Consider the following 26,755-nt stretch of genomic DNA (forward strand, 5'->3'; position numbering starts at 1 on the left):
GCATCCATGCCAGACACCCTGCCCCAGGCCGATGCGGCCCTCTCTCCCGCGCAGATCGTCGACGAGTACCTGCGCCTCCTGATGATCCCGGACCCCGCGGCCGCGCGCCGCTTCATCGCGCCCGACCTGCGCATCCGCTTCACCGGCGGCCGCGCGATGCGCGACCCGGCCGAATGCACCGCCTTCAATGCCGGGCGCTACCGCTGGGTGAAAAAGCGCGTGGAACGCACCGAGACCGTGGCCGGCGGCACCGGCGAGGAGACCGTGGTCTACAGCCTGGGCACCCTGTACGGGCAGTGGCCGGACGGCACCGACTTCGAGGGCAACCGCTACGTGGACCGCTACGTGGTCCGCCACGGCCTCATCACGCACATGGACGTCTGGAACGACAGCGCCGAATGGCTGCTGGTGCGCCACGGCCTGCTTGCCGCATGAGCGACGGCGCCCTCCCCACCTACACCGGCCTGCTGCCCGACCACGGCCGCTTCGACTACCGTCCCATCACGGGCCGCAAGCCCTACCGGTGGCCCAACGGCGCGCGCCTGGCCGTCTACATCGGCTTCAACCTGGAGCACTTCGCCTTCGGCGAGGGCCTGGGCGCGGGCATCGGCCCGGCGTCGCCGCAGCCCGACGTGCTCAATCACAGCTGGCGCGAATACGGCAACCGCGTGGGCGCCTGGCGCTGCCTGGAGCTGTTCGACTCGCTGGGCCTGCCGACGGCCACGCTGGTCAACACGGCGCTGTACGACCACTGCCCCGAACTGGTGGCCGCCTTCGCCGCGCGTGGCGACGAGATCGTGGGCCACGGCCATACCAACGCCGAGCGGCAGGGGCACCTGGCCGAGCACGCGGAGCGCGAACTGCTGCTCGCCTGCCGCGAGCGGATCGCGCGCGAAAGCGGCGCCGCGCCGCAAGGCTGGCTCTCGCCCTGGATCTCGGAGAGCCGCCACACGCCCGACCTGCTGGCGGAGACCGGCTATCGCTACACCCTCAACTGGTGCCACGACGACCAGCCCATGACGATGCGCACCCGCAGCGGCCAGGCGCTGTGGGCCGTGCCCTACCCGCAGGAGCTCAACGACATCCCCATGATCGTCGCGCGCCAGATGGACGGCAGGGACTTCGCGCGGATGATCGTCGACCAGTTCGACGAGATGCAGCTCCAGGCGCAGAGCCAGCCGCTGGTGATGGGCATCGCGCTGCATCCCTACCTCGTCGGGCAGCCCTACCGCCTGCGCCACCTGCGGCGTGCGCTGGAGCACCTGTGCGCGGCCCGCGAGCGCGGCGAGCTGTGGTTCACCACCCCGGGCGCGATCTGCGCCCACGTGTCCGGGCTCGCCGAAGCCGATCCGGACGCATTCCGCTGATCGACGACAGGGAACCCGCCCATGAATTTCGACATCGACGACCGCGTCGGCGCCTGGGTGCCGCACGGCCGCTTCATGCTGCCTCCCACGCGGCGCGGCGCCCTGGACGGCCTGCGCTTCGCGGTCAAGGACGTCTTCGACGTCGCAGGCCATCCGACGGGCGCCGGCAACCCCACCTGGCTGGCCACGCATGCGATCCCCACCCGCCATGCCGGCGTGGTGCAGCAGCTGCTGGACGCCGGTGCCACGCTGGCCGGCAAGGTGCTGACCGACGAGCTGGCCTACAGCCTGCACGGGGACAACGCGCACTACGGCACTCCGGTCAACAGCGCGGCGCCCGACTGCGTGCCGGGCGGCTCGTCCAGCGGCTCCTCGGCGGCGGTGGCCGCGCGCCTGGTGGACTTCGCGCTGGGCACCGATACCGGCGGCTCGACCCGCGTGCCCGCGAGCTATGCGGGCCTGTGGGGACTGCGCACCACGCACGGGCTGGTGCCGCGCGAAGGCCTGGTGCCGCTGCACCCGAGCTTCGACACGGCCACCTGGCTGGCCCACGAGGCCGGCATCTTCGAACGGGTCGGCGCGGTGCTGCTGCCCGAAGCGGACTGGGCGCCCCGCCGAGTCCTCGTGCCACGGGACGCCTGGACGTTGGCGGACGAAGTCTTCCAGGTGCCGCTGCAGCGGGCCCGCGATGCCCTGGCCCACGACCTGTCGGCGTCCGTGGAGGAAGCCACCTGGGGCGGCGAGGCGGCGCTGGCGGACTGGCGCCAGGTGTATGCGACCGCCGGCGCTTTCGAAGGCTGGCAGGTGCACGGGGCCTGGATCCAGGCCCAGCAGCCGCACTTCGGTGCGCCGATCGCCGCGCGCTGGCGCGCCGCGAGTGCCGTCACCGCCCAAGACGCCGCCCGTGCACGCGAGCAGGCCGGCGCCATCCGTGCCGCGGTGCGCGCCCGCCTCGGGCCGGACGGCGTGGCCGTGCTGCCCTCGGCTGCGAGCCTCGCGCCCCGGCGCGATGCCGACCCGGCGAGCGTCGACGCGGTGCGCCTGCGCACCATGGCGATCACCTGCATCGCCGGCCTGGCGGGCTTGCCGCAGGTGAGCCTGCCCCTGCGCTCGGACGCGCCGCGGCCACTCGGCATTTCCCTGCTCGGCGCCGCCGGCAGCGACCTGGCCTTGATCCGCCTGGCAAGGAGGCTGCATGCGCGCATCGCCTGAGTCCCTGGACCCTGAAGAAGCCGAGCTTCCTTCCGCTCCCGCACGCCCGGCCGGCGAGGGCACGCCGGCCGACATCGAGGCCCGCATCTACGCCAGCGTCTTCGAAGGCGTGATGAGCCAGCGCCTCGCGCCCGGCACCAAGCTGCCCGAGGCGCGCCTGTGCGAGCTGTTCGGCGTGAGCCGCGCGGTCGTGCGCAAGGTGCTGCAGCGGCTGGCGCACGACCACATCGTGCAGCTGCGCCCGCACCGCGGCGCCATCGTGGCGGTGCCCACGCGCGCGGAAACGCAGCAGATCTTCGAGGCGCGGCGGGCGCTGGAGGCGGCCATCGTGCGGCTGGTGGCCGAACGCGCCACGCCGGCCGACCTGCAGGGCCTGCGCGAGCAGTTGCGACAGGAGCATGCACAGATGCACCGGCACGACCAGCCCGCCTGGGCGCGGCTGGCCAGTGCCTATCACCTGAGGCTGGCCGAACTCTCCGGCAATCCGATTCTGCGGCGCTACCTCACGGAGACGGTGTCGCGCTGCTCGCTGCTGGTGGCGACCCACCAGCCGCCGGGCAATGCCGCCTGCGAGCACGAGGAGCACGAGCGCATCGTGGACTGCATTGCACGCGGCGACGCCGACGCGGCGGTGCAGCTGATGGAGCAGCACCTGCTCGCACTGGAGCACCACCTGCTGCTGGACCGGCCCACGCCCAAGCGCGACCTGGCGTACCTGCTGGGCCTGGGCCAGGCCTGAGGCGTCGGGCTCAGAAGCTGTGAATGAATTCGGCGCGTCCGAAGCGGCCGCCGGAAAGTGCCCCATCAAGGCGCGAAGCGCAGCCATAGCTCGGGCTATGGCGAGCATTTGCAACGCCGAGGGGGCGCTTTCTGGAGGCCGAGGCGGGCGTGGCGGATTCGTTCACAGCTTCTCAGACGGTGTGAATGAATCTACTGCTACGATTCCTTCACACCTTCTCAGCGGTTCGCGTCCGCCGTCGCGCCCGGCACCGGGCGCGGCACCTCGATCTTCACCTTGAAGCGCTCCTTGAGCAGCTCGTAGTAGGCACGGCCCTCGGCGCTGGCCAGCCACTGCGCGACCTGCTCGCGCTCCTGGGCGGCGCGCTCGGCCGGCGGGGCCTCGCGCGGCAGGGTCTTGAGGACCCGCACCAGCGCATAGCCCTGCGCCCCCAGGTCCACGCCGGTGGCACCGGGGAGCTTGCTTGGATCGACCCGCATGGCGGCCTCGACCACCTCGGGCGCCAAGTCGCGCGGGTTCTCGCGCGAAATGACGACGGGCGCGGGCAGCTGCACGCTCTGCGGATTGGCCTTGAGCGCTTCGAGCTGCTCGGCGCCGGCCTTCTGCGCCAGCTCGATGCCGCGGCGGGTCTTGAGCTGCTCGCGCACGCGGTCCTTGACTTCGGCCAGCGGCAGCGTGCGGGCAGGCTCGTGCGCCAGCACGCGGGCCGACACGAGCTGGCTCGGGCCAACCTCGACGGCATCGGTGTTGCGCTTCTTCTCCAGGCTCTCGGGCGAGAACACCGCCGTCATCAGCTTGGGGTTGGCCAGCACGCCGCTCGCGCCGTTACCCGGCTCGCGCGTGACGCCCTCGGCCGTGCGCAGGGGCAGCTTGAACTTCTCGGCCACGCCAGCCAGGCCGTCGGCGGCTTCATAGACCGCATTGCTGAACGAGTCCGCCGTCTCCGCGAACTTGCGCTGGGCCTGCTGGCGGCGCAGTTCGGTTTCCAGTTGCGGGCGCACTTCCTCGAAGGTCTGCTGCTTGGGCGCGCGCAGGTCCGTCAGGCGGATGATGTGGAAGCCGAAGTCGGTCTCGACCACGTCGCTGATCTCGCCCTTCTTCAGCTTGAAGGCCGCCTCCTCGAAAGGCTTGGTCATGGCGCCGCGGGTGAAGAAGTCGAGGTCGCCGCCGCGGGCTGCGGACCCCGGGTCCTGCGAGTGCTGGCGCGCGAGCTCGGCAAAGCGCTCGGGCGACTGGCGCACCTGGGCCAGCAGCTCCTGCGCCTTCTTGCGCGCGGCCTCGCGGTCGGCGGGCGGCGCGCCCGCGGGCGCCTTGACCAGGATGTGGCTGGCGCGGCGCTCCTCCAGTGCGGTCTGGCGGGCGATGTTCTGCTCGTAGTAGGTCTTGAGGTCGGACTCGTTGACGGTGATGCCCTTCATGACCGTGTCCAGGTCGAGCACGAGGTACTCCAGCTTGACCTGCTCGGGCGCCTGGAACAGCGCCTGGTTCTGCTGGTAGAAGGCCTGGATCTCTTCGTCCGTGGGGTTGACGCGGGCGGCGAACTCGGCGGGACGCAAGGTCTTGGCCTGCACCTCGCGGCGCTGCAGGTAGGCGTCCAGCGCGACCTCGGCCTGGGCCGGGGTGACGAAGCTCGTGCCCATGAGGCCGGCGAGCACCTGGCGGTTGGACAGGTCGGCGCGGAACTGCGCCTCCAGGCCCTCGGGCGTGAGGCCCTGGGCGGCGGCGAGCTGGCGGTAGCGGGCGGCGTCGATGCGGCCATCGGGCCCACGCAGCGAGGCGATGGTGGGGTCGCGCTGCAGTTGCGCGGCCAGGCGCGCGTCGGGCGTGACGAGGCGGTCGTCCTGCGCGGCGGCGCGGATCACGCGCTCGCGCACCATGCGCTCGAGCGTGCCGTAGCGTGCCTCGGGCGAATCGAGCAGCTTGGGGTCGATGCTGGGCATGGCCTGGCGCAGGCGGTCGGCCTCGAGGCGGTGGGCCGCGTCCCATGCGCTCTGGCGGATGTCCTGCCCGTCCACCCGGGCGACCACCTGCCCGCGGTCACCCATGTTCATGTAGCCCTCCACCCCGAACAGGACGAAGGAGGGAATGACCAGCAGGAACAGGACAAACAGCAGGAAGCGCGTGTTCCTGCGGACGAAATCAAACATGGCGACTCTTTCGGCGACAAGCGCCTCGCTATCCGGAAAAGACGAAAGGCGAACTGCCGTTCGCCTTTGCAGGGGTGGTGGGTGCTGACGGGCTCGAACCGCCGACCTACGCCTTGTAAGGGCGCCGCTCTACCAACTGAGCTAAGCACCCCACCGTAAGTTCCGACTAGTTCAGGGCGTCCTTGAGCGCCTTGCCGGGTCGGAACTTGGGTACCTTGGCGGCCTTGATTTTAATGGTGTCGCCGGTGCGGGGATTGCGGCCGCTGCGCGCGGCCCGCTTTCCGACGGCAAAGGTGCCGAATCCGACCAGCGAAACCGAGCCGCCCCTGCGCAGCGTGGTCTTCACGGCACCGATCATGGACTCCAGCGCGCGCGTGGCGGCAGCCTTGGAGATGTCGGAATGCTTGGCGATGTGGTCGATCAGTTCGGTCTTGTTCACGGAGTCCCTCGGGCAGGTGTTTGGAGATTGGCTTGGGGACTCTCCCGCGCTGCGCACGCCAGGCGCAGCGGCAGCACGGGGAGCCTCGATGTGTCTTGCAGCTGAGCCACCCCAACTGCCGAGTGATTAAAGCCACCGCCCCTGGAGGTGTCAATACGGCGTGTGGCGTTACAACCGCGAGAACGATAATGGCTGTCCCTCTTGCGCGCCGCGGCGCGCGGCGTTACGAGCGCTGCGCGCCGCGGTCTTGCTTCAGAGCGCCTGCGCGATGGCACGACCCAGGTCGGCGGTGCTCGCGGTACCGCCGATGTCGCGGGTGCGCGGTGCGCCGCTCGCCGGATCGAGCACCTTCTCGATGGCCGCCAGCACGGCGTCGTGAGCGTCCTTGTGGCCGAGGAACTCCAGCATCATCGCGCCGCACCAGATCTGCCCGATCGGATTGGCGATGCCCTGCCCCGCGATGTCGGGCGCCGAGCCGTGCACCGGCTCGAAGAGCGAGGGAAAGCGCCGCTCGGGGTCGAGGTTGGCGCTGGGCGCGATGCCGATGGTGCCGGTGCAGGCCGGCCCGAGGTCGGACAGGATGTCGCCGAAGAGGTTGCTGGCCACCACCACGTCGAAGAAGTCCGGCCGCTGCACGAAGTGCGCGGTGAGGATGTCGATGTGGAACTTGTCCAGCGCCACGTCGGGGTAGGCCTTGGCCATCTCGGCCACACGCTCGTCCCAGTAGGGCATGGTGATGGCGATGCCGTTGGACTTGGTGGCGCTGGTCAGGTGCTTCTTCGGGCGCGAGCGCGCCAGCTCGAAGGCGAACCTGAGCACGCGGTCCACGCCCACGCGCGACATCACCGTCTCCTGCATGACGATCTCGCGCTCGGTGCCCGGATACATGCGCCCGCCGATGCTGGAGTATTCGCCCTCGGTGTTCTCGCGCACGATGTACATGTCGATCTCGCCCGGCTGGCGCGGGCTGCCGTCGCGGCGCACCACGGGCGCGACGATGCCGGGCATGAGCCGCGCCGGGCGCAGGTTCACGTACTGGTCGAACTCGCGCCGGAACATGAGCAGCGACCCCCATAGCGACACGTGGTCCGGGATCTTCTCGGGCCAGCCCACCGCGCCGAAGTAGATGGCATCGTGGCCGCCGATGCGCTCCTTCCAGTCGTCCGGCAGCATGCGGCCGTGCTTCTCGTAGTAGTCCCAGCTGGAAAAGTCGAAGTGGTCGAACTGCAGGTCGATGCCGAAGCGCGTCGCCGCCGCCTCCATGACCCGGATGCCCTCGGGCATGACTTCCTTGCCGATGCCGTCGCCGGCGATGACGGCGATGCGCTTCCTGCTCATTGCATGGTCTCCTGGAAAAACTGCAGGGCCTCGGTGGCCACCTGCTGGGGGGCCTCTTCGGCCAGGTAGTGGCCGCAGGGCAGGCTGGCGCCGCTGACGTGCAGCGCACGCTCGCGCCAGAGCGCCAGCACGTCGAAGCAGCGGCCCACCGTGCCATGCTCGCCCCAGAGCACCCGAAGCGGCTGCGCAAGACGCCGCCCGGCGGCGACATCCGCGCGGTCGTGCGCCAGGTCGATGCCGGCACTGGCGCGGTAGTCGGCGCAGATGGCGGCCGCGCTGCCCGGGATGGCGATGCAGCGCTCGTACTCGGCCAGCGCCGAGGGCTCGAACACGCCCAGGCCCGCATGGCGGCTGCCCATGACGCTGCGCAGGTAGCGCACCGGGTCGCTGTCGATCAGGGCCTCCGGCAAGGGCGGCGGCTGGATCAGGAAGAACCAGTGCCAGTAGGCGCGGGCGAAGGGCTCGTTGCTGCCTTCGTACATCGCGAGCGTGGGGGCGATGTCCAGCAGCATGAGCGCCTGAACGGCGTCGGGATGGTCGGCGGCGAGCCGGTGGGCCACGCGCGCGCCGCGGTCATGCGCGAGCACGCCGAAACGGGTGAAACCCTGCGACTGCATGAAGGCCAGCGCATCGAGCGCCATCTCGCGCTTGCTGTAGGCCCGGCTGTCCTCGCCCGCCGGGGGGCGGCCCGAGTCGCCATAGCCGCGCAGGTCCATGAGCACGACGCCATGGGAGCGTGCCAGCACCGGCGCGACGCGGTGCCACATGGCCAGGGTCTGCGGATGCCCGTGCAGCAGCAGCAGCGGTGGGCCTTCGCCCGCGCGGCGGCCATGCAGCCGCACGCCGTCGCGCTCGAACTCGATGGGTGTGAAGTCCGCGAGCAGCATGGGCTCAGGCACTCCCCTTGCGCAGGCTGTCGGTGGCCGGCGTGCGCACGACCAGGCTCACGCCCGTGGCGGTGAGCGCCACGCCCGCGATGGTCAGGGCGGTGATCGGTTCGTCGAACAGCACCCAGGCCATGAGGGCGGTGGTGGGCGGCACGAGGTACATGAGGCTGGTGACCGAGGTGGCCACGCCGCGCTGGATCAGCAGGTACAGCAGCGAGCTGCCGCCCAGGGTGAGCGCCAGCACCGACCAGCCCATGGCGCCGGCCAGCTCCGGGTTCAGCCCGCCGCCGGGCAGGAACCAGCGCATCGACTCGGTCTCCAGCAGGGCCAGCGGCAAGGTGACCACGAAGGCCGCGGCCAGCTGCACGCCGTTGGCGGTGCGCACGTCGCACGCCTGGACGAAGCGCTTCTGGTAGAGCGTGCCGGCCGTGATGCTCAGGAGCGCGACGGTGGCGAAGAGCAGGTTGAGCGCATGCACCTCGCCCAGGCCCAGCTTCTGCCAGACCACCAGCACCAGCCCGCCCAGGCCGAGGGCCAGGCCGGTCCACTGCCGGCTTGAGATGCGTCCGCCACCCCAGGAGATCCACAGCGCCGTGAGCACCGGCTGCAATCCCACGAGCAGGGCCGCGAGGCCCGCTCCCATGCCGGTCTTCACGGCAGCCCACACCCCGCCGAGGTAGCCGGCGTGCATCAGCACGCCGGTGACCGAGAGGTGCAGCCACTGCCTGCGCCCCACGGGCCAGGAGGCGCGCGCCAGCCCGGCCCAGACGAGGAAGCACGCCACCGAGAGGATGTAGCGCACGGCCAGGAACTTCATGGGCGGCGCGTGCGGCATGCCGAAGCGCGCGACCACGAAGCCCGTCGCCCAGATCAGCACGAACACGGCCGGCATGCTGCGCAGGAGCAGCTCGTTGCGGTCGGCCTGCGGTGAGACGCTGGACATGCTCAGGATTCGTTCGCAGCGTCTTCAGGGCACCCGCTTGCGGATCTCGGGCAGCGCCTTCTGCAGGTAATAGGCCATGGACCACACCGTGAGGATGGCCGACAGCCAGATCAGCCAGGCGCCCCAGAGGCCGGTGTCCACCACCCCGAACAGGGTGCCGTCGAACAGGAGAAAGGGAATGGCGATCATCTGCACGGTGGTCTTGAGCTTGCCCACCATGTGCACGGCCACGCTGCGCGAGGCGCCGATCTGCGCCATCCATTCGCGCAGCGCCGAGATGGCGATCTCCCGGCCGATGATGATGAGCGCGACGAACACGTCGGCGCGGCCCAGGTTGACCAGCACCAGGAGCGAGGCGCTGACCAGGAACTTGTCGGCCACCGGGTCCAGGAAGGCGCCGAAGGCCGAGGTCTGGTTCAGCCGGCGGGCGAGGTAGCCGTCGAGCCAGTCGGTCAGCGCGAAGGCGATGAACATGGCCGTGGCAATCAGGTTCTGCAGCCGCGGCTCCATCCCCAGGTAGAACACGCCGACGATCAGAGGGATCGCCACGATGCGCGTCCAGGTCAGGATCGTGGGGACGGTAAGAAACATGGGCGCGATTCTGGCACGGCCGGCTCATGGCTCTTCCGGCTAGTGCAGCGCGCGGTAGATCTCCTCGGCCAGCTCGCGCGAAATGCCCTCGACCGTGGCGATGTCGTCCACGCCTGCCGCGGCGACGCCGCGGATGCCGCCGAAACGCTGCAGCAGGCGGGCGCGCTTCTTGGCGCCCACGCCGGGAATCTCCTCCAGCGCACTCCCCCCCACGCGCACGCGGGCGCGCCGCGCCCGCATGCCGGTGATGGCGAAGCGGTGCGCCTCGTCGCGGATCTGCGCCACCAGCATGAGCGCGGCCGAGTCCTTGCCCAGCGCCACGGTGTCGCGCCCGTCGGCGAACACGAGTTCCTCCAGGCCGACCTTGCGCCCCTCACCCTTCTTGACGCCCACGATCACGCCCAGGTCCAGCCCGAGCTCGGCGAAGACCTCGCGCGCCATGGACACCTGCCCCTTGCCGCCATCGACCAGCACCAGGTCCGGCAGGCGCTTGGCACCCCCGCCGCCGCGCTTGCGGGCCACCGGCGCGGCCGCCGGTGCTTCGCCTTCCGCGGCGGCTTCCACCGGCGGTGCGGCATCGGGCGGGTCGCGCCCGACCTCGGCCAGGCGGCCATAGCGCCGCGTGAGCACCTGGCGCATGGCGGCGTAGTCGTCGCCCGGCGTGATGCCCTCGATGTTGTAGCGGCGGTAGTCGCCGCTTTGCATGCGGTGCTGCTGGTAGACCACGCAGGAGGCCTGGGTCGCCTCGCCCGCCGTGTGCGAGATGTCGAAGCACTCGATGCGCAGCGCGTCCAGGTCGTCGGGCGCGAGGTCCAGCGCCTCGGCCAGTGCGCGCGTGCGGGCCTGCTGCGAGCCTTCCTCGGCCAGCAGGCGCGCCAGCTGGATGGCCGCATTCTTCTCGGCCATCTCCAGCCAGTGGCGGCGCTGCTCGCGCGGGTTGTGGACGGCGCTGATGCGAAGGCCGGCCTGTTCGCCCAGCGCGGCGATCAGGGCGCGGTCGACGGCATGGCTGGTGATGAGCGCCGGGGGCGCGGGCACGCCGATGTAGTGCTGGGCGATGAAGGCTTCGAGCACCTGAACCTCCACCGGCCGCAGCAGGCCTGCGCCCTCGCCCTCCTCGGCCTGCTCGGCTTCCTGCATGGCGGCCGCGTCTTCCACGTGCGTGGGAAAGTAGGCCCGGTCACCGAGGTGCCGGCCGCCGCGCACCATGGCCAGGTTCACGCAGGCCTTGCCCCCCTGCACCCGCACGGCCAGGATGTCCACGTCCTTGTCGGAGGCGGTCTCCACCGACTGCTGGTGCAGCACGCGCGAGAGCGCACTCATCTGGTTGCGCAGCTCCGCCGCCTGCTCGAACTCCAGCCGCTCGGCGTGGGTCATCATGCGCGACTCCAGCTGCTGCAGCACCTGCTGCGTCTCGCCGCGCAGGAACGCCTCGGCATGCGCGACGTCGCGGCCGTAGTCCTCCGGCGCGACCAGGCCCACGCACGGGCCCGAGCAGCGCTTGATCTGATAGAGCAGGCACGGCCGCGTGCGGTTGGCGAAAACCGTGTCCTCGCAGGTGCGAAGGCGGAACACCTTCTGCAGCAGCTGGATGGATTCCTTGACCGCCCAGGCGCTCGGATAGGGACCGAAGTAGCGGTGCTTGCGGTCCACCGCGCCGCGGTAGTAGGCCACCCGCGGGAACACGGCCGCGCCCTGGCCCTCCACGCCGGTCTTGTCGGCCGCGCCGGTGATCTTCAGGTAGGGGTAGCTCTTGTCGTCGCGGAACAGGATGTTGAACCGCGGATCGAGCGCCTTGATCAGGTTGTTTTCCAGCAGCAGCGCCTCGGCTTCCGAGCGCACCACAGTGGTTTCCAGGCGGGCGATGCGACCCACCATGTGGCCGATGCGCGTGCCGCCGTGGTTCTTCTGGAAGTAGCTGGAGACGCGCTTCTTCAGGTTGCGCGCCTTGCCCACGTAGAGGACACCGCCCTGGGCGTCGAAATAGCGGTACACCCCGGGAAGCTGCGGCAGCGCCGCGACCTGCGCGAGCAGTTGTTCGGAATGCACGTCGGACATCGCGCCTATTATCCCGACCGCATGCGCTGGGACATCTTCTGCAAAGTGATCGACAACCACGGCGACCTGGGCGTCACCTGGCGCCTGTCGGCGGAGCTGGCCGCGCGTGGCGAGGAAGTGCGCCTGTGGGTGGACGAGCCTGCGTCGCTGGCGTGGATGGCGCCGGGCGGACGCGATGGCGTGGACGTGGTGCGCTGGGACGCGAACGCCCGCGACGCCGAGCCCGGCGATGTCGTGGTGGAGGCCTTCGGCTGCGATCCACACGAGGCCTTCGTCGCCGCGATGGCCCGGCGCTGGCGGTCGCAGGGCCGGCAGCCGGCCTGGATCAACCTGGAGTACCTCAGCGCCGAAACCTGGGTGGAGCGATTCCACGGCCTGCCCTCGCCGGTGGCCCACGGCCCGGGCGCGGGGCTGGTCAAACGATTCATCTATCCGGGCTTCACGCCCCGCACGGGGGGGCTGATCCGCGAGCATGAACTTGCGCAGCGGCAGCAGCGCTTCGATCGCGCGGCCTGGCTGCGGGAGATCGCGCCCCGGCTGCAGGACGAGGCGGGTGCGCCCATCCCTGCCGAGACGCTGGCCGCCGAGTCGCTGGTCAGTCTCTTCTGCTACGAGCCACCCGCGCTCAGCGCGCTCCTGCGGCAGCTGGGGGAGTCGCGGCTTCCGAAGCGCCTGCTCGTCACCAGCGGCCGGGCCGGGGACGCGGTTCGCCGGGCGCTGGCCACCCTGCCCCGGCCACACCCCCGACTGGCTTTCCTCCCCCTGCTGAGCCAGGCCGGCTACGACGAGCTGCTCTGGGCCTCGGACCTCAACTTCGTGCGCGGGGAGGACTCGCTGGTGCGCGCGATCTGGGCCGGCCGCCCCTTCGTGTGGCAGATCTATCCGCAGCAGGACCAGGCCCACGAGGCCAAGCTGCGCGCCTTCCTCGACCTCCTGGCACCGCCGGCCTCGCTGCGTCAGGCCTTCCTGGCGTGGAACGGCCTGAGCGCCGACTGGCCGGGCGACACCGGGGATTGGATAGCCGCGGCCGAGGCCTTCCGCGCCCGCCTGCAGGCCCAACCCGAGCTCGTCACGACCCTGATGACCGTGGAACGGGACGAGGCGGTCCCTGGCGGCGGTGGACTGGAGCACTTTTCGGGCGGGCGGCGGCGAAGGCGCTAAAATCGCGGGCTTTGCCGTCGGGCCGGCCAGGACAGCCAGGCACCGGCGCATCCCGCCGCGGCAGGGCTCGACCGAGCTTTCCGGTGCCTCGGCCCAACCCAAGCCCTCACGCTTTATGAAAATCGCTCAAGAAATCCGCGCCGGCAACGTGATCATGCAAAACGGCGCCCCCTGGGTCGTGCTCAAGACCGAATACGCCCGGGGCGGCCGCAACGCGGCCACGGTGCGCATGAAGCTCAAGAGCCTGCTGTCCAACCAGGGCACCGAGATCGTCTTCAAGGCCGACGACAAGATGGACCAGATCGTGCTGGACAAGAAGGATTGCACCTACTCCTACTTCGCCGACCCGATGTACGTCTGGATGGACACCGAGTACAACCAGTACGAGGTCGAGGCCGAGAACATGGGCGACGCGCTCAACTACCTGGAAGACGGCATGGGCGCCGAAGTGGTGTTCTACGAAGGCAAGGCCATCTCCGTCGAACTGCCCACCAGCGTGGAGCGCGAAATCACCTGGACCGAACCGGCCGTCAAGGGCGACACTTCGGGCAAGGTCCTCAAGCCCGCCAAGATCGCCACCGGCTTCGAGATCGGCGTGCCGATCTTCGTGGCCCAGGGTGACAAGGTCGAGATCGACACGCGCACGGGCGAGTACCGCCGCCGCGTTTGAGGCCTGCCCCGGCCGCTCCCGACAGGCTCCTGCGGGAGCCTTTTTCGTTTCCGCGATGGACTTCGACTTCCAGCTGATCGGCGTTCCCTTCCGCATGCGGCCGGGGCTCACGCGGCTGCCGGCGTCCGCACGCCAGCTCACGCCGCTCGATCCGGTGCATCCGCTGTACGCCGAAAAGCGCGCCGTGCTCGACCGCAGCGGGTCCCGGCTGGCCGTGCCCGGCTTCGATGCCGGGCCCGTGCTGGCCGCGATCGCGCAGCAGGCGCGCAGCAACGGCATCGCCTGGACGCCGCAGGAGGGCACGCCGCTGGAGCTGGCCTTCGAGGAGGACTTCGCCGTGCTCGATGGCGAATCCGGCACCCTGCCCTGGCTGTGCGTGTGCGCGCCCTCGCACTGGGCGCCGGAGGACAAGCTGGGCCAGCCCTTCGCCGCCGTGCATGCCCCGGTGGCGGACAACGCGCTGCTGCTGGCCGCCGCCGCCCCGCTGGTGCAGCTGGCCACCGGTGGCGAACGCTGGGAGCGCCACGTCTGGACCGTGAGCCCGTCGGGGCGGCATGACCAGCACCCGCGACGCCATCCGCGCGAGCCCTGGCCCGATGTGGCCGATGCCGATGCCCTCGCCGCGCACTGCTGGTTGCGTGCCGAGCGGCAGACCTTCTTCCCGGTGCCGGGTCCTCGCCGGCTTGCGGTGTTCACGATCCGGGTGCAGCTCGCGCCCTTGGCCGAAGCGGTCGATGAAGCCTGGAAAGCCCGGCGACTGCATGACAGCCTCGCCTCCATGAGCGAGGCCGTCGCCGCCTACAAGGGGCTCGCGCCGGCCCGCCCATCGCTGCTGCGCTGGCTTTCCACGCGCGCGTCGGCATAGTCCCAACGGGCCATGCCGGACCCCGGGGGGCTCGTGAATGCCCTCACAATGCCTGCATGGCTTCCACCCGAAACATCCACGACCAGAGGCTGGCCGATGCCTGGGCCACGCTGCATGCCCATGCCGGGGCCGGACTTCCGCTCCAGCCCGACGCGAGCCGCCTGGCATTTGCCGACCCCGAGTTCCTGCTTCGCCGCGAGACGCGCGGCATCCGCTTCCAGCTGGAGCTGCTCAAGCCGGACCTGACGCAGATCGAGCACGGCATCGAGAACACCATCGTGGTGTTCGGCAGCGCCCGCTTTCGCAGCCAGGAGGAAGCCGATGCGCTCCTGGCTGCGGCCGAGGCCGGCGGCGAAGAGGCCACCATCCGCCGCGCCCGCACCCTGGTGCGCAATGCCCGCTACTACGAGCAGGCGCGTGCCTTCGGCCAGCTGGTGGCGCGCTACAGCGCGGGCAAGCCCGCGGCGGACAAGCTGTTCATCTGCACCGGCGGCGGCCCGGGCATCATGCAGGCGGCCAACCGCGGCGCCTATGAGGCCGAGGGCGTGAGCGTGGGCCTGTCCATCGCCCTGCCCATGGAGGAGGCCGCCAACCCCTACGTGACGCCGGACCTGTCCTTCAAGTTCCACTACTTCGCACTGCGCAAGATGCACTTCATGATGCGGGCGAAGGCGCTGGTGGCCTTTCCCGGCGGCTTCGGCACGCTGGACGAGCTCTTCGAGGTCATCACCCTGGTGCAGACCCGCAAGTCCAAGCAGGTGCCCATCGTCCTCTTCGGCTCGGACTACTGGAAGCGCCTGATCTGCTTCGACACGCTGATCGAGGAAGGGGTGATCTCTCCCGACGACCTGGCCCTGTTCCAGTACGCCGACGAACCGCAGGCGGCCTGGGAGGTGATTCGTTCGTTCTACCAGCTGTAGCGCAGCACAGGTCCTCAGCCCTGCGGCTTGAGGCTGCGCAGGTACAGGTGCAGCGCCCGCACGTCGGTCTCGCTCATGTTGCGCAGCGACTCGAAGGGCATCACCTGGATCGCCGAACCATCCGGCCGCTTGCCGCTGCGGAACATGGCCAGGAAGGCTTCGGGCTGCTCGTAGCGTCCCATGCCCGAGCCCTCGCCGGGGCGCAGGTTGGCCGCGGGCGGCCAGTCGGGCGGACCGCCCGGCACCCGGCCGCCGGTGAGCCGCTCGCCGTGGCAGCCGATGCACATATTGGCCACGTACTGCCCGTGCGGCAGGTTCACGCCTTCGGCGACCTCGGCCTGCGGCGGCCGGGCATGGTCGATCTTGGCCGCTGCGTCCTCGATCAGGCCCAGCCCGTACATCACCCGCGCCGGCAGGGGCAGCTGCACGACGGCACCGTCGCCCGGCGCCGGCGGCAGCGAGCGCACATAGGCGACCAGCGAGGCGAGGTCGCGGTCGGTGAAGCGGTTGTAGTCCTCGCTGGGCATGACCAGCAGCGGCCGGCCACCGGGTGCGACGCCATGGCGGATGGCGCGGGTCCAGTCATCGTCGCTGTAGCGCGCGACCACGCCGCCCGGGCCGCCGGTGATGTTGGGCCCCTTGATCTTCAGGCCCTTGCCATCGTCCACGAACACGCGGCCGGCGCCATTGGCCCCGTGGCAGTCCACGCAGCCGCGGGAGGCGAAGAGATACTGCCCGCGCTCCAGCGACACGTTGGCCGGTTGCACGGCGAGCGCCGCCACCCGCACGTCCACCTTGCGCTGCAGCTTGCGCTCACCCAGTTGCAGGCCCGCAAAGACCGCCGCGGCGGCCAGCAGGACCAGGGCGAGCACCACGTAGAGCCCGTACTTCAGGAAACGCATCTCAAGACCTCCGCCCGGACGACGACCGGAGGCGAACTCTAGCGGGCGATCGCCCGGCAGCCAAGGGGCGGTCCCCGGTGTCGTGCTTCAGCGCCCGGGTTTCAGGAGCAAGGCCTGCCGGCTTCCGGCCGCAACCACCGCACCCACCGACCAGAACACGCCCGCGATGCCCACGGCCGCGCCGGCGGCGCCGAACAGCAGGGGCGTGACCACGCTGGAGCCGTTGATCGCCATCAGGCGCAGGCCCAGCGCCTCGCCGTGCCGGTGCTCCGGCGTGATCTGGTGGAGCGTGCTCATGATCATGGGCTGGACCGAGCCGAGCGCGAAACCGAGCAGGACCGAGCAGGCCCCCATGGCCCAGGCGGACCCGAGCAGCGGATAGACCACGAACAGCGCGGCGGCGGCGAGCATCGCGCTGAAGATCATCTTCCACTCCTGCAGCCGCGCCGCGACCAGCGGAATGAGCAGCCGCACCGCCGTTGCCGCCAGCGCGAAACTGCCGAGCAGGGTGCCGATCACCGAGGCCGAGAGGCCGCGTTCGTGCCCCAGCACGGGAACGATGAAGGTATGCACGTCCCAGCAGGAGGACAGCAGCCAGTTCACCACCATGAGGCGGCGGAAATCGGGCTCGCGCAGCAGGTCCCAGGCAGCGCCGGTGCGCGCTCCCTGAGGCGGCGTCAACGGCGGCAGGTCCTTGACCGGTCGCACCCAGAACCACGTGGCCAGCGGCAGCAGGGCCAGCGTGAAGAAGGCCGCCCGGAACCCCGCGTGGTCGATGAGGAGTCCGGAAACGAAGGGGCCGAAGAAATTGGACACCGCGGGCCCGATGGCCAGCCAGGAGAAGACCCGCCGCAACTGCGTCGGGCCGCTCACGGCCCGGCCGGCATGCCGCTGGAGCGCGATCACCGCCACGCCCGTGGCGCCTCCGGTGAGCATGGCGGCCAGGCACAGCACCGGAAAGACGGGGAAGGCGGTGGCGGCACCGGCACCGAAAGTCGCGGCGGCAATGGCCATGCCGATGGGCCGCTTGAAACCGTGCCGGTCCGAAAAGCGCCCGGCCGGCAAGGCCAGGAAGACCTGGGTGAGCGCGAAAAGCGCCAGCAGCACGCCGACGGCGATCTCGCTGTAGCCGGCGCGCAGCGCCATGAGCGGCGCGGCCATTCGCATCCCGGCCATGCAGGCATGGATGCACATCTGGCCGGCGATGAGCCGCGCCAGCTCGCGCCCGCCTCCCCCCTGCGGCGCGGCCTCGGCCGCCTCAGGCGGGGGTGTCGTCGCCGGGTTCATCGACCAGGGCAATGAGGCTTTGCGCCTGCGCGTCCGGCAGGGCTTCGACGTGCTTGAGGGCACGGCGCATCTGGCGGGTGCGGGTATCGGCGCGGTCCAGCGTTTCGGCGGCCTTGTGCACCTGCTCGCGGATGCGCGCCACCCAGTCGCCGTAGCGCTCGAACTCGGTCTTGACCGCGCCGAGCACCTTCCATACCTCTGAAGCCTGCTGCTCCAGGGCGAGCGTGCGGAACCCCATCTGCAGCGCGTTCAGCATGGCCAGCAGCGTGGTCGGTCCGGCCAGCGTGACGCGGTGCTCGCGCTGCAGGTGGTCCACCAGGCCCGGGCGCCGCAGCACCTCGGCGTACAGGCTTTCCACCGGCAGGAACAGGATGGCGAAGTCGGTGGTCTGCGGTGGGCACAGGTAGTTCTCGCAGATGGAGCGGGCCTCCTGGCGGATGCGAAGTTCCAGTGCACGCGCGGCGCTGTCCACGCCGGCGGCATCGGCGCGGTCGTGGGCCTCGACCAGGCGTTCGTAGTCCTCGCGCGGGAACTTGGCGTCGATCGGCAACCAAACCGGCACGCCGTCGGCGCTGCGCCCGGGAAACCGCACCGCGAAGTCCACGCGCTGGCGGCTGCCGGGCCGCGTCTCGACCTGCCGGGCGTACTGCTCGTTCGTGAGCACCTGCTCCAGCAGTGCCTCCAGCTGCACCTCGCCGAAGACGCCGCGCGTCTTCACGTTGGTCAGCACGCGCTGGAGGTCGCCCACGCCCTGCGCCAGCGACTGCATCTGCCCCAGGCCGTGGTGCACCTGCTCCAGCCGCTCGGCCACCTGCCGGAAGCTTTCGCCCAGGCGTGTCTCCAGGGTGGCCTGCAGCTTCTCGTCCACGGTGCGGCGCATCTCCTCCAGCTTGGCGGCATTGCCTTGCTGCAGCGCCGCCAGCTGGGTCTCCAGCGTGCCGCGGACCTCCGACAGGCGCCGGTCGTTGGAGGCGCCCAGCGCCTGCAGCTGGGTGTGCAGGGTGTCGCCCAGGCCTTTTTGCAGCAAGGCGAGCTGCTGGCCGAAGGCGTCGATCTGCGCATTCTGCGTGCGCGTGGCCTCGGCGGCCTGCGCGACCAGCACCTGCTGCAGGTCGGCCAGGTGGTGGCCCAGCTCCTGGCGCGAGCCGCGCGAGCTCTCCTGCACCTCGCGCCGCAGCTCGCGCTCGAGCCGCTCACCGGCCGCGAGCAGCTCGGTGCGCAGCGGCTCCTGCGAGGGCGCACGCCGCGCGAGCAGCACGATCAGCAGGAGGAGATTGAGCAGGCCGAAGCCGGCGGCGATCCATTGGGGCGGTATCTGGCTCAGGTCGAGGTTCAAGCGGACTCCAGCACCTCGGGATTGAGCGGCGTGAGCGGCTTGCCGTTGACGAGAAAGCCGACCAGGTTGTCGGCAGCCAGCTGCGCCATGGCGCGCCGCGTGGGCACGGTGGCACTGGCGATATGCGGCGTCAGGACCACGTTGGGCACGGTGAGCAGCTCGGGGTGCACCTTGGGCTCGCCCTCGAAGACGTCCAGGCCGGCCGCGGCGATGCGTCGCTCGCGCAGCGCCTGGGCCAGCGCCGCGTCGTCCACGATGCCGCCGCGCGCGATGTTGACCAGCGTGGCCGTGGGCTTCATGAGCGCGATCTCGGCCGCACCGATGGCGTGGTGCGACTGGGGCGTGTAGGGCAGCACGAGCACGAGGTGGTCCGCTTCGCGCAGCAGTTCCTCCTTGCCCACGTAGCGCGCCTTGCAGGCCGATTCCAGCTCGGGCGTGAGGCGGCTGCGGTTGTGGTAGATGACCTTCATGCCGAAGCCGTGCGCGCCGCGCCTGGCGATGCCCTGGCCGATGCGCCCCATGCCCAGGATGCCCAGGGTGCTGCCGTGCACGTCCTGCCCGGCGAAAAGGTCGTAGCTCCACTTGCCCCAGCGGCCGGCGCGCAGGAAATGCTCGCTCTCGGTCACGCGGCGCGCGGTGGCCATGAGGAGGGCGAATCCGAAGTCCGCCGTGGTCTCGGTCAGCACGTCGGGCGCGTTGGTGCCCAGCACGCCGGCGGCCGTCATGGCCTTGAGGTCGAAGTTGTTGAAGCCCACGGCCATGTTGGCGCAGATGCGCAGTTCGGGGCAGGCCGCGAGGAGCTCGGCGTCGATGCGTTCGCCCCCCGTAGTGAACACGCCCTGCTTGCCTTGCAGGCGGGCGATGAGCTGCTCGCGCGACCAGGCCTCGTCGGCCTGGTTGTGCGTGACCTCGAAGTGCTGCTCGAGGTGGGCGATGACCTCGGGGAAGATGGCGCGGGCGACGAGGACGGAGGGCTTGGCGGTCATGGAGTGCTTTCGCGGAAAAGGTTCAGTCGAGCCAGCGCGTGAAGCTCTGGACGGGCTCGCGCGGCGTATGGAAGCCGTTGACGGGCGCCGATTCGTCGGCCCAGCCCAGGGACATGCCGCAGACCAGCATCTCGTCCTCGCCGGCGCCGATGTGCGGCAGCACGATCTTCCAGTAGCCGTTCCACGCCGCCTGCGGGCAGGTGTGCAGGCCACGGGCGCGCGCGGCCACCATGACGTTCTGCAGGAACATGGCGCAGTCCATCAGCGAGCCGCGGCCGAGCACGCGGTCGATGGTGAACATGAAGCCCACCGGGGCGTCGAAGAAGCGGTAGTTGCGCTGGTGCTGCGCGTGCATGCGGTCCTTCTCGCCCCGCGCGATGCCCAGCAGGCCGTAGAGGCCCCAGCCGTTCTCGCGCCGCCGCTCGATGTAGGGCGAGACCCAGCGCTCGGGGTAGTAGTCCCACTCCTCGCGGTACTCGGCGGCGAGCGAAGGGTCGGCATAGATCGCGTCATGCGCGGCGCAGACCTTGTCCACCAGCGCGTCGCGGCTCGCGCCCTGCAGCACGTACACCTTCCAGGGCTGGGTGTTGGTGCCCGAAGGCGCGCGACGGGCGACGTCGAGGATGCCTTCGATCGTCTCGCGCGGCACCGGCCGCGGCAGGAAGGCGCGCGCGGAAAAGCGGCTGGTGATGGCCGCATCGACGCTGGCCGGGTCCTCGATGCGGGTGCTGACTTGGGGTGAACTCACGTAAGGCTCTCCAGGACGTCGCGCAGGCGCGCGGGCAGTGGCACCGGACGGCGGCTGCGCCGGTCCACATACACGTGGATGAAATGGCCGCGGGCCGCGGTGAGCGGCTCGCCGGCGGCGAACAGGCCGACTTCGTAGCGCACGCTGCTGCCGCCGACGCGCGCGACCCGCAGCGCGGCCTCGACCGCCTGCGGGAAGGCGAGCGGCGCGAAGTAGTTGCACTGGGTCTCGATCACCAGGCCGATGGTCTCGCCCCCGTGGATGTCGAGCGCGCCCTGCTCGATCAGGTAGGCATTCACGGCGGTGTCGAACCAGCTGTAGTAGACGACGTTGTTGACGTGTCCGTACACGTCGTTGTCGGACCAGCGGGTGCCGATGGGACGGAAGACGCGGAAGGCCTCGCGGGGCTCGGCTTGGATTCGCGGTGGGGCCGTCGGACTCATCGCGCGAGATTCTGCCAGCGTCGCCAGTACTGCACGGCCACGCGGAAGGTGTTCAGCTGCGCCCGCACCGTGTCCTCGATGCGGTGCCCGTAGCCACCCGCCATGGCGAAGGCCAGCGGCAGGCGGCGCTGCCAGGCCCATTCGAAGACGCGACGGTCCCGGGCCTCCAGGCCGTCCCAGGTGAGCTTCAGCCGCCCGAGCCGGTCACCCTCGTGCGGGTCGGCACCGGCCAGGTAGATGAGGAGCTGGGGCGTGAAGCGGGCCTCCAGTTCCTCGAGGCCGCGGTCGAGCGCGACGAGGTAGTCCTCGTCCCCGCAACCATCGGGCAGGTCGATGTCCAGGTCGCCGGGCTCCTTGCGGAAGGGAAAGTTCTTCTGCCCGTGCATCGAGAACGTGAACACCGAGTCGTCGCTGCGGAAGATGCTGGCCGTGCCGTTGCCCTGGTGGACGTCCAGGTCCACGACCGCGACCCGCAGTGGGCTGCGGCGCGCCCGCCCCGCCTCGGCCTGCATGAGGCGCGCGGCGACGGCGGCGTCGTTGAACACGCAAAAGCCCCCTCCCCGGTCCGCCTGCGCGTGGTGGGTTCCGCCGGCGATATTGGCGGCAACACCCTCCTTCAAGGCCACGCGGCACGCCGAGACGGTGGCACCGACCGAACGGCGCGCCCGCTCGGCCATGGCTTCGCTCCAGGGGAACCCGATCTCACGCAGCACCTGCGGCGCGACGGTGCCCTGGGCGATGGCGCGGATGTAGGCCGGCGTGTGCGCGAGCGCCAGCTCGCCGTCGCTCGCGGGGAGCGCCTGCTCCAGCCGTACCTCGGGAACGTGGGCGGCCAGTGCATCGCGCAGCAGCTGGTACTTGGCCATGGGGAAGCGGTGCCCGGCGGGCAGGCTCAGCACGAACTGGGTGGCGAAAAACACCTGCATCCCGGCATTGTGGAAGGCTCCGGAGCCCAAGCTAAGGATGAGCCTCGCCGTCTTTTTTGTGCATCGCAGCAAAAAAAGCTTGCAATCGTCTCAGACGTCCTTAAAATTCGAACCATGCTGCGGCGCAACATGACATCCAGCCAGCAGCGTACACCCCGATTCACACCTGACTGGAGAGTTATCCCATGCTGACCGCAGAGCAAATCCTGGCCTCCCAAAAAGCCAACGTCGAAACCCTGTTCGGCCTGACCGCCAAAGCCTTCGAGGGCGTCGAGAAGCTGGTCGAACTGAACATGACCGCCTCCAAGGCCGCCATCGCCGAAGCCGCTGGCACGACCCAGGCCCTGCTGAGCGCCAAGGACGCGCAGGAACTGCTGGCCCTGCAAGCCGCCATGTTCCAGCCCCTGGCCGAGAAGACCGCGTCCTACAGCCGCCACCTGTACGAGATCGCCTCCGGCGCCGGCGCCGAGTTCGGCAAGACCTTCGAAGCCCAGGCCGCCGACGCGCAGAAGAAGTTCCTGGCCGTGGTGGACAACGCCGCCAAGAACGCTCCTGCCGGCAGCGAAACCGCCGTGGCCGTGTTCAAGAGCGCCGTCGCCGCCGGCAGCAATGCCCTGGAGTCGGTGCAGAAAGCCGTCAAGCAGGCCAGCGACGTCGCGGAAGCGAACTTCAACGCCGTCGCCAACACGGCCGTGAACGCCGCCAAGACGACCACCACCACCCGCGCCAAGCGCTGAGTTCCTTCGCAGGAACTCATCCGGAGCCCTCGTTACGAACCGCTCGCCTGTAGCTTTCAGGCAGGGTTCTTCAGGTTGTCTCCTCGGGTCCTTTCGACACCGTAGCGGTTCAGGGATCCTTAGCCCCAGTCTTACAGGACTGGGGCTTTTTTATTGCGCCCCCAGCCCCAAAAGTCTGGGGCTTTTTTTCGGTCTGATCACTGATTGCGAATCATTCTTGTTTTCGCTTATCATCCGCCGCACTTTCCACCATCGACAACGATTGAACCCATGACCCGCAAGACCCTCGTCGCCTTCGGACTGGCGCTGGCGACCGCCGCCTCCGTTTCTGCCCAGGAGCAGGTGCTCAATCTCTACTCCGCACGTCACTACTCCACCGACGAGGCGCTCTACAACAACTTCACCAAGGCCACCGGCATCAAGATCAACCGCGTCGATGCGGACGATGCCGGCATCCTCGCCCGCCTGAAAGCCGAAGGCGCGGCGTCCCCGGCCGACGTGATCCTGCTGGTGGATGCAGCCCGCCTGCACAAGGGCGAGGTGGACGGCCTGTTCAAGCCCATCAAGTCCAAGGTGCTGGAAGATGCCATTCCGGCGCAGTACCGCGGCACGGCCTCGGCCGAAGGCACGCCCTGGTTCGGCTTTTCCACCCGCGCCCGCGTGGTGGTCTACGACAAGGCCAAGGTGAACAAGGCCGACGTGGACACCTACCAGGAGCTCGCCGACCCCAAGCACAAGGGCAAGCTGTGCATCCGCTCCGGCTCGCATCCCTACAACCTGTCCCTCTTCGGCTCGGTCATGGAGCACACGGGCGAGCAGCAGGCCGAGCAGTGGCTCAAGGGCCTGGTCGCCAACCTTGCCCGCGCCCCCAAGGGCGGCGACACCGACCAGATCCGCGCCGTGGGTGCCGGGGAATGCCAGATCGCCGTGAGCAACTCCTACTACATCGCGCGCCTCATGCGCTCCGACAAGCCCGAAGACCGGGCACTGATGGAGCGCGTCGGGGTGGTGTTCCCCAACCAGAACAGCTGGGGCACGCACCTGAATATCGCCGGCGGCGCCGTTGCCAAGAACGCCAGGAACACGGCCAATGCGGTCAAGTTCCTGGAGTACCTGGCCAGCCCCGAAGCGCAGAACTACTTTGCCAACGGCAACAACGAGTGGCCCACCGCTAAGGGCGTGAAGGCCGACAACCCCGCGCTGCAGGCCATGAGCGGCGGCGGTGACTTCAAGGCCGAGACCATCCCGCTGGCCGCCGTCGGCGCCAACACGGTCAAGATCCAGCAGATGCTGGACCGGGTCGGTTTCAAGTAAGCCGCCTCGCGGTCCCGTGCGCAGCCCGGCTCCGCCGGGCTGCTTGCATTGGGGGGCCGGGCAAGCCCTCGGCAATAATGACGTTTACGTCAACGTCAACGTCTTTCAGGAGCACTCATGGACATCCAGGGCAAGGTTTTCATCGTCACCGGCGCGGCCTCGGGGCTGGGCGAAGGCACGGCGCGCATGCTGGCCGAGTGCGGCGGCAAGGTCGTCGTGGCCGACATGCAGGAGGAGAAAGGCGAAGCCGTGGCCCGCGAGATCGGCGGCGCCTTCGTGCGCTGCGACGTGAGCCAGGAGGCCGACGCGCAGGCCGTGGTGGCCCAGGCCGTCGGCATGGGCAAGCTGATGGGCCTGGTCAACTGCGCCGGCATCGCCCCGGCCGAAAAGACGGTGGGCAAGAGCGGCGCCCACACGCTGGCCACCTTCACCAAGACGGTCATGGTCAACCTGGTGGGCAGCTTCAACATGATCCGGCTGGCGGCCGAGGCCATGGCCCGCAACGAGCCCGAGCCCACCGGCGAGCGCGGCTGCCTCATCTCCACCGCCTCGGTGGCCGCCTACGACGGACAGATCGGCCAGGCCGCCTACAGCGCCTCCAAGGGCGGCGTCGTCGGCATGACCCTGCCCATCGCACGCGACCTGGCCCGCAATGGCATCCGCAACATGACGATCGCCCCGGGCATCTTCGGCACGCCCATGATGTTCGGCATGCCCAAGGAAGTGCAGGACTCGCTCGCCGCCAGCGTGCCCTTTCCCTCGCGCCTGGGCACGCCCCAGGACTACGCCAAGCTGGCCCGGCACATCTTCGAGAACGAGATGCTCAATGGCGAGGTGATCCGCCTGGACGGCGCCATCCGCCTGGCGCCGCGCTGAGGCTTGGTGCGCCGGGCGGGAGCGACTAGCATGGCCCGTCCTCCAACAAGAAGCGACCTGCCATGCCCTTCCCCGCGCTCGGCTCGCTCGTGGCCGCCCTGCTGCTCGCCGGCTGCGCCGGCGGCGGGTCCGGGTTCCGCTACCAGCCGCCCGACCAGCCTGAAGCCGCCTCCGGCCTGAGCGCCAAGCCGGGCTGGGCCACGAACCGCTTCGCCGTGGCGGCGGCCAATCCGCTGGCCACCGACGCCGGCTTCCAGGTGCTGCGCGCGGGCGGCTCGGCCATCGATGCGGCGGTGGCCGTGCAGATGGTGCTCACCCTGGTGGAGCCGCAGTCCAGCGGCATCGGCGGCGGCGCCTTCCTGCTGCATCACGATGGCCGCAAGGTCGAGGCCTACGACGGCCGGGAGACCGCGCCCGCAGCCGCCGACGAGCGCCTCTTCCTCGGCCCCGACGGCAAGCCCCTGCCCTTCTACGAAGCCGTGGTGGGGGGCCGCGCCGTCGGCGTGCCCGGCACCGTGCGCATGCTGGAGCTGGCGCACCGCGAACACGGGCGACTGCCCTGGGCGCGCCTGATCGAGCCGGCCATCCTGCTGGCCGAGCGCGGCTTCCGGGTCAGTCCGCGCCTGAACACGCTGCTGGCCAACGAGGCGCACCTGAAGAAGGACCCGGCGGCCGCCGCCTACTTCTACAAGGCGGACGGCGCGCCGCACGACGTCGGCCACGTACTGCGCAACCCGGAGCTCGCCGCCGTGCTGCGCCGGATTGCGCGCGAGGGCTCGAAAGCCCTGCACGAGGGTGAGATCGCCGAGGCCATCGTGCAGAAGGTCCGCTCGCATCCGGGCAACCCCGGCCGCCTGAGCCTGGCCGACCTCGCGGGCTACCAGCCTATAAAGCGCGAGGCCTTCTGCCACGACTGGACGGCCGCAGGCAAGCCCTGGCGCCTGTGCGGCTTCCCGCCGCCCAGCTCAGGCGCGATCACGGTCGGGCAGATCCTGGGCATTCTGAACGCCACGCCGGCCGCGCGGCTTCCGCTGGAAAGCGGCCTGCCGTCGGCGCAGTGGCTGCACTTCTACACCGAAGCCGCGCGGCTGGCCTTCGCCGACCGGGCCCAGTACATCGCCGACCCGGACTTCGTGCAGCCACCCGTCGGCAGCTGGATGAGCCTGGTCGATCCCGCCTACCTCGCGCGCCGCGCCAGCCTGATCGGCGAGCAGAGCATGAAAGTGGCGCAGCCGGGCACGCCCACCGGCGCCGCCGCGGCGCGCACGGCGCCCATGCCGGAGCAACCGGAGTTCGGCACCTCGCACATCAGCATCGTGGACCGCTTCGGCAACGCGCTGGCCATGACCACCACCATCGAGGACCAGTTCGGCGCGCGCCAGATGGTCAAGGGCTTCCTGCTGAACAACGAGCTGACGGACTTCAGCTTCGCCCCCGCCGACGCCCAGGGGCGCCCCATCGCCAATCGCGTGCAGCCGGGCAAGCGACCGCGCTCGTCCATGGCGCCGACGCTGGTGTTCGACAAGGACAGCGGCCAGCTGGCGCTGACCGGCGGCAGCCCGGGAGGCGCGCTCATCATCCACTACGTGGCCAAGACGCTGCAGGGCGTCTTCCACTGGGGGCTCGATCCGCAACGCGCCATCGACCTGCCCAACTTCGGCTCCAACAACGGCCCCACGCTGCTGGAGGACAGGCGTTTTCCCACGGCCACGGCATTGGCCCTGCGCGCCCGCGGCGCCGAGGTGCGCGAGCAAGCCATGACCAGCGGCCTGCAGGCCATCGCGCGCACGCCGACCGGCTGGTTCGGCGGGGCCGATCCACGCCGCGAAGGCGTGGTCATGGGAGACTGAGGGCGAGATCGCT

At 70.1% G+C, this 26,755-nt stretch carries 26 protein-coding genes and 1 tRNA gene; 12 read left to right on the forward strand and 15 right to left on the reverse strand.

Annotated elements, in window-relative coordinates; all coding sequences use genetic code 11:
• The first annotated feature begins 6 nt into the window (after positions 1–6).
• Genes EZ242_RS13260 through EZ242_RS13275 form a run of 4 tightly spaced genes read left to right on the forward strand, consistent with a single transcriptional unit; the run spans position 7 to position 3,318 of the window.
• Positions 7–435: a nuclear transport factor 2-like protein gene (locus EZ242_RS13260; protein WP_135285657.1), complete on the forward strand. Its 429-nt coding sequence runs from the start codon at positions 7–9 to the stop codon at positions 433–435.
• Complete coding sequence (locus tag EZ242_RS13265) at positions 432–1,367, forward strand: polysaccharide deacetylase family protein (protein ID WP_135285658.1); 936 nt, start codon at positions 432–434, stop codon at positions 1,365–1,367. The genes EZ242_RS13260 and EZ242_RS13265 overlap by 4 nt, the downstream gene beginning before the upstream one ends.
• A 21-nt stretch (positions 1,368–1,388) precedes the next feature.
• Positions 1,389–2,579 (forward strand): amidase, encoded by a 1,191-nt coding sequence (locus EZ242_RS13270; protein ID WP_135285659.1) that lies wholly within the window; start codon positions 1,389–1,391, stop codon positions 2,577–2,579.
• Positions 2,563–3,318 (forward strand): GntR family transcriptional regulator, encoded by a 756-nt coding sequence (locus tag EZ242_RS13275; protein WP_135285660.1) that lies wholly within the window; start codon positions 2,563–2,565, stop codon positions 3,316–3,318. The genes EZ242_RS13270 and EZ242_RS13275 overlap by 17 nt, the downstream gene beginning before the upstream one ends.
• A 218-nt stretch (positions 3,319–3,536) precedes the next feature.
• On the opposite strand, the gene EZ242_RS13280 is transcribed toward EZ242_RS13275, so the two are convergent.
• The 8 genes from EZ242_RS13280 to uvrC form a co-directional block, all read right to left on the reverse strand.
• Positions 3,537–5,465, reverse strand: a complete 1,929-nt coding sequence (locus EZ242_RS13280; protein ID WP_135285661.1) for a SurA N-terminal domain-containing protein — start codon at positions 5,463–5,465, stop codon at positions 3,537–3,539.
• A gap of 75 nt (positions 5,466–5,540) precedes the next feature.
• Positions 5,541–5,616, reverse strand: a tRNA-Val gene (locus EZ242_RS13285).
• 15 nt (positions 5,617–5,631) lie between these two features.
• A complete protein-coding gene (locus tag EZ242_RS13290; RefSeq protein WP_167784762.1) occupies positions 5,632–5,961 on the reverse strand; it encodes an HU family DNA-binding protein in 330 nt (109 codons plus the stop codon).
• 195 nt (positions 5,962–6,156) lie between these two features.
• Positions 6,157–7,242 carry a tartrate dehydrogenase gene (locus tag EZ242_RS13295; protein WP_135285663.1) on the reverse strand — a complete coding sequence of 362 codons (1,086 nt, stop codon included), beginning with the start codon at positions 7,240–7,242 and terminating at the stop codon, positions 6,157–6,159.
• Positions 7,239–8,129, reverse strand: coding sequence for an alpha/beta fold hydrolase (locus EZ242_RS13300; protein ID WP_135285664.1), 891 nt, complete (start codon positions 8,127–8,129; stop codon positions 7,239–7,241). The genes EZ242_RS13295 and EZ242_RS13300 overlap by 4 nt, the downstream gene beginning before the upstream one ends.
• Before the next feature lie 4 nt (positions 8,130–8,133).
• The gene (locus tag EZ242_RS13305) at positions 8,134–9,072 is read right to left on the reverse strand and encodes a DMT family transporter (RefSeq protein ID WP_135285665.1); all 939 of its coding nucleotides are present in this window, start codon (positions 9,070–9,072) and stop codon (positions 8,134–8,136) included.
• 24 nt (positions 9,073–9,096) lie between these two features.
• The gene (pgsA, locus tag EZ242_RS13310) at positions 9,097–9,663 is read right to left on the reverse strand and encodes a CDP-diacylglycerol--glycerol-3-phosphate 3-phosphatidyltransferase (protein ID WP_135285666.1); all 567 of its coding nucleotides are present in this window, start codon (positions 9,661–9,663) and stop codon (positions 9,097–9,099) included.
• Positions 9,664–9,702: 39 nt separating this feature from the next.
• Positions 9,703–11,721, reverse strand: coding sequence for an excinuclease ABC subunit UvrC (gene uvrC, locus EZ242_RS13315; RefSeq protein ID WP_135285667.1), 2,019 nt, complete (start codon positions 11,719–11,721; stop codon positions 9,703–9,705).
• On the opposite strand from uvrC, the gene earP reads away from it, so the two are divergent.
• The 4 genes from earP (at position 11,707) to EZ242_RS13335 (ending at position 15,337) form a co-directional block, all read left to right on the forward strand.
• Complete coding sequence (earP, locus tag EZ242_RS13320; protein ID WP_240787082.1) at positions 11,707–12,882, forward strand: elongation factor P maturation arginine rhamnosyltransferase EarP; 1,176 nt, start codon at positions 11,707–11,709, stop codon at positions 12,880–12,882. The genes uvrC and earP overlap by 15 nt on opposite strands.
• Positions 12,883–12,997: 115 nt before the next feature.
• Positions 12,998–13,552, forward strand: coding sequence for an elongation factor P (gene efp / locus EZ242_RS13325; protein WP_135285668.1), 555 nt, complete (start codon positions 12,998–13,000; stop codon positions 13,550–13,552).
• A 55-nt stretch (positions 13,553–13,607) separates the two neighbouring features.
• Complete coding sequence (locus EZ242_RS13330; protein ID WP_135285669.1) at positions 13,608–14,417, forward strand: heme-dependent oxidative N-demethylase subunit alpha family protein; 810 nt, start codon at positions 13,608–13,610, stop codon at positions 14,415–14,417.
• A 56-nt stretch (positions 14,418–14,473) separates the two neighbouring features.
• Positions 14,474–15,337: an LOG family protein gene (locus EZ242_RS13335; RefSeq protein WP_135285670.1), complete on the forward strand. Its 864-nt coding sequence runs from the start codon at positions 14,474–14,476 to the stop codon at positions 15,335–15,337.
• 14 nt (positions 15,338–15,351) lie between these two features.
• Here EZ242_RS13335 and EZ242_RS13340 read toward each other — a convergent pair whose 3' ends face one another.
• From EZ242_RS13340 to EZ242_RS13370, 7 genes are all read right to left on the reverse strand, one after another.
• Entirely contained in the window at positions 15,352–16,239 is an 888-nt protein-coding gene (locus EZ242_RS13340; protein ID WP_135285671.1) for a c-type cytochrome, read from the reverse strand.
• A gap of 87 nt (positions 16,240–16,326) precedes the next feature.
• A complete protein-coding gene (locus tag EZ242_RS13345; protein WP_240787105.1) occupies positions 16,327–17,433 on the reverse strand; it encodes an MFS transporter in 1,107 nt (368 codons plus the stop codon).
• Positions 17,434–17,497: 64 nt separating this feature from the next.
• A complete protein-coding gene (locus EZ242_RS13350) occupies positions 17,498–18,841 on the reverse strand; it encodes a DNA recombination protein RmuC (protein ID WP_205960664.1) in 1,344 nt (447 codons plus the stop codon).
• Between the two features lie 17 nt (positions 18,842–18,858).
• Entirely contained in the window at positions 18,859–19,848 is a 990-nt protein-coding gene (locus EZ242_RS13355) for a 2-hydroxyacid dehydrogenase (protein ID WP_135285673.1), read from the reverse strand.
• Positions 19,849–19,870: 22 nt separating this feature from the next.
• The gene (locus EZ242_RS13360) at positions 19,871–20,596 is read right to left on the reverse strand and encodes a nitroreductase (RefSeq protein ID WP_135285674.1); all 726 of its coding nucleotides are present in this window, start codon (positions 20,594–20,596) and stop codon (positions 19,871–19,873) included.
• The gene (locus EZ242_RS13365) at positions 20,593–21,039 is read right to left on the reverse strand and encodes an acyl-CoA thioesterase (protein WP_135285675.1); all 447 of its coding nucleotides are present in this window, start codon (positions 21,037–21,039) and stop codon (positions 20,593–20,595) included. Before EZ242_RS13365 ends, EZ242_RS13360 begins: the two co-directional genes overlap by 4 nt.
• Positions 21,036–21,965, reverse strand: a complete 930-nt coding sequence (locus EZ242_RS13370) for a histone deacetylase family protein (RefSeq protein WP_135285676.1) — start codon at positions 21,963–21,965, stop codon at positions 21,036–21,038. Before EZ242_RS13370 ends, EZ242_RS13365 begins: the two co-directional genes overlap by 4 nt.
• A gap of 185 nt (positions 21,966–22,150) precedes the next feature.
• Between EZ242_RS13370 and EZ242_RS13375 the strand changes: the two genes are divergently transcribed.
• From EZ242_RS13375 to EZ242_RS13390, 4 genes are all read left to right on the forward strand, one after another.
• The gene (locus EZ242_RS13375) at positions 22,151–22,702 is read left to right on the forward strand and encodes a phasin family protein (protein ID WP_135285677.1); all 552 of its coding nucleotides are present in this window, start codon (positions 22,151–22,153) and stop codon (positions 22,700–22,702) included.
• A 270-nt stretch (positions 22,703–22,972) separates the two neighbouring features.
• On the forward strand, positions 22,973–24,016 hold the full coding sequence (locus tag EZ242_RS13380; protein ID WP_135285678.1) for an extracellular solute-binding protein: 1,044 nt from the start codon (positions 22,973–22,975) through the stop codon (positions 24,014–24,016).
• A 117-nt stretch (positions 24,017–24,133) separates the two neighbouring features.
• On the forward strand, positions 24,134–24,892 hold the full coding sequence (locus EZ242_RS13385) for a 3-hydroxyacyl-CoA dehydrogenase (protein WP_135285679.1): 759 nt from the start codon (positions 24,134–24,136) through the stop codon (positions 24,890–24,892).
• A 62-nt stretch (positions 24,893–24,954) separates the two neighbouring features.
• The gene (locus tag EZ242_RS13390; RefSeq protein ID WP_135285680.1) at positions 24,955–26,742 is read left to right on the forward strand and encodes a gamma-glutamyltransferase family protein; all 1,788 of its coding nucleotides are present in this window, start codon (positions 24,955–24,957) and stop codon (positions 26,740–26,742) included.
• Positions 26,743–26,755 lie beyond the last annotated feature (13 nt).

It is taken from the genome of Ramlibacter rhizophilus, assembly GCF_004681965.1.
Taxonomy (GTDB): Bacteria; Pseudomonadota; Gammaproteobacteria; order Burkholderiales; family Burkholderiaceae_C; genus Ramlibacter; species Ramlibacter rhizophilus.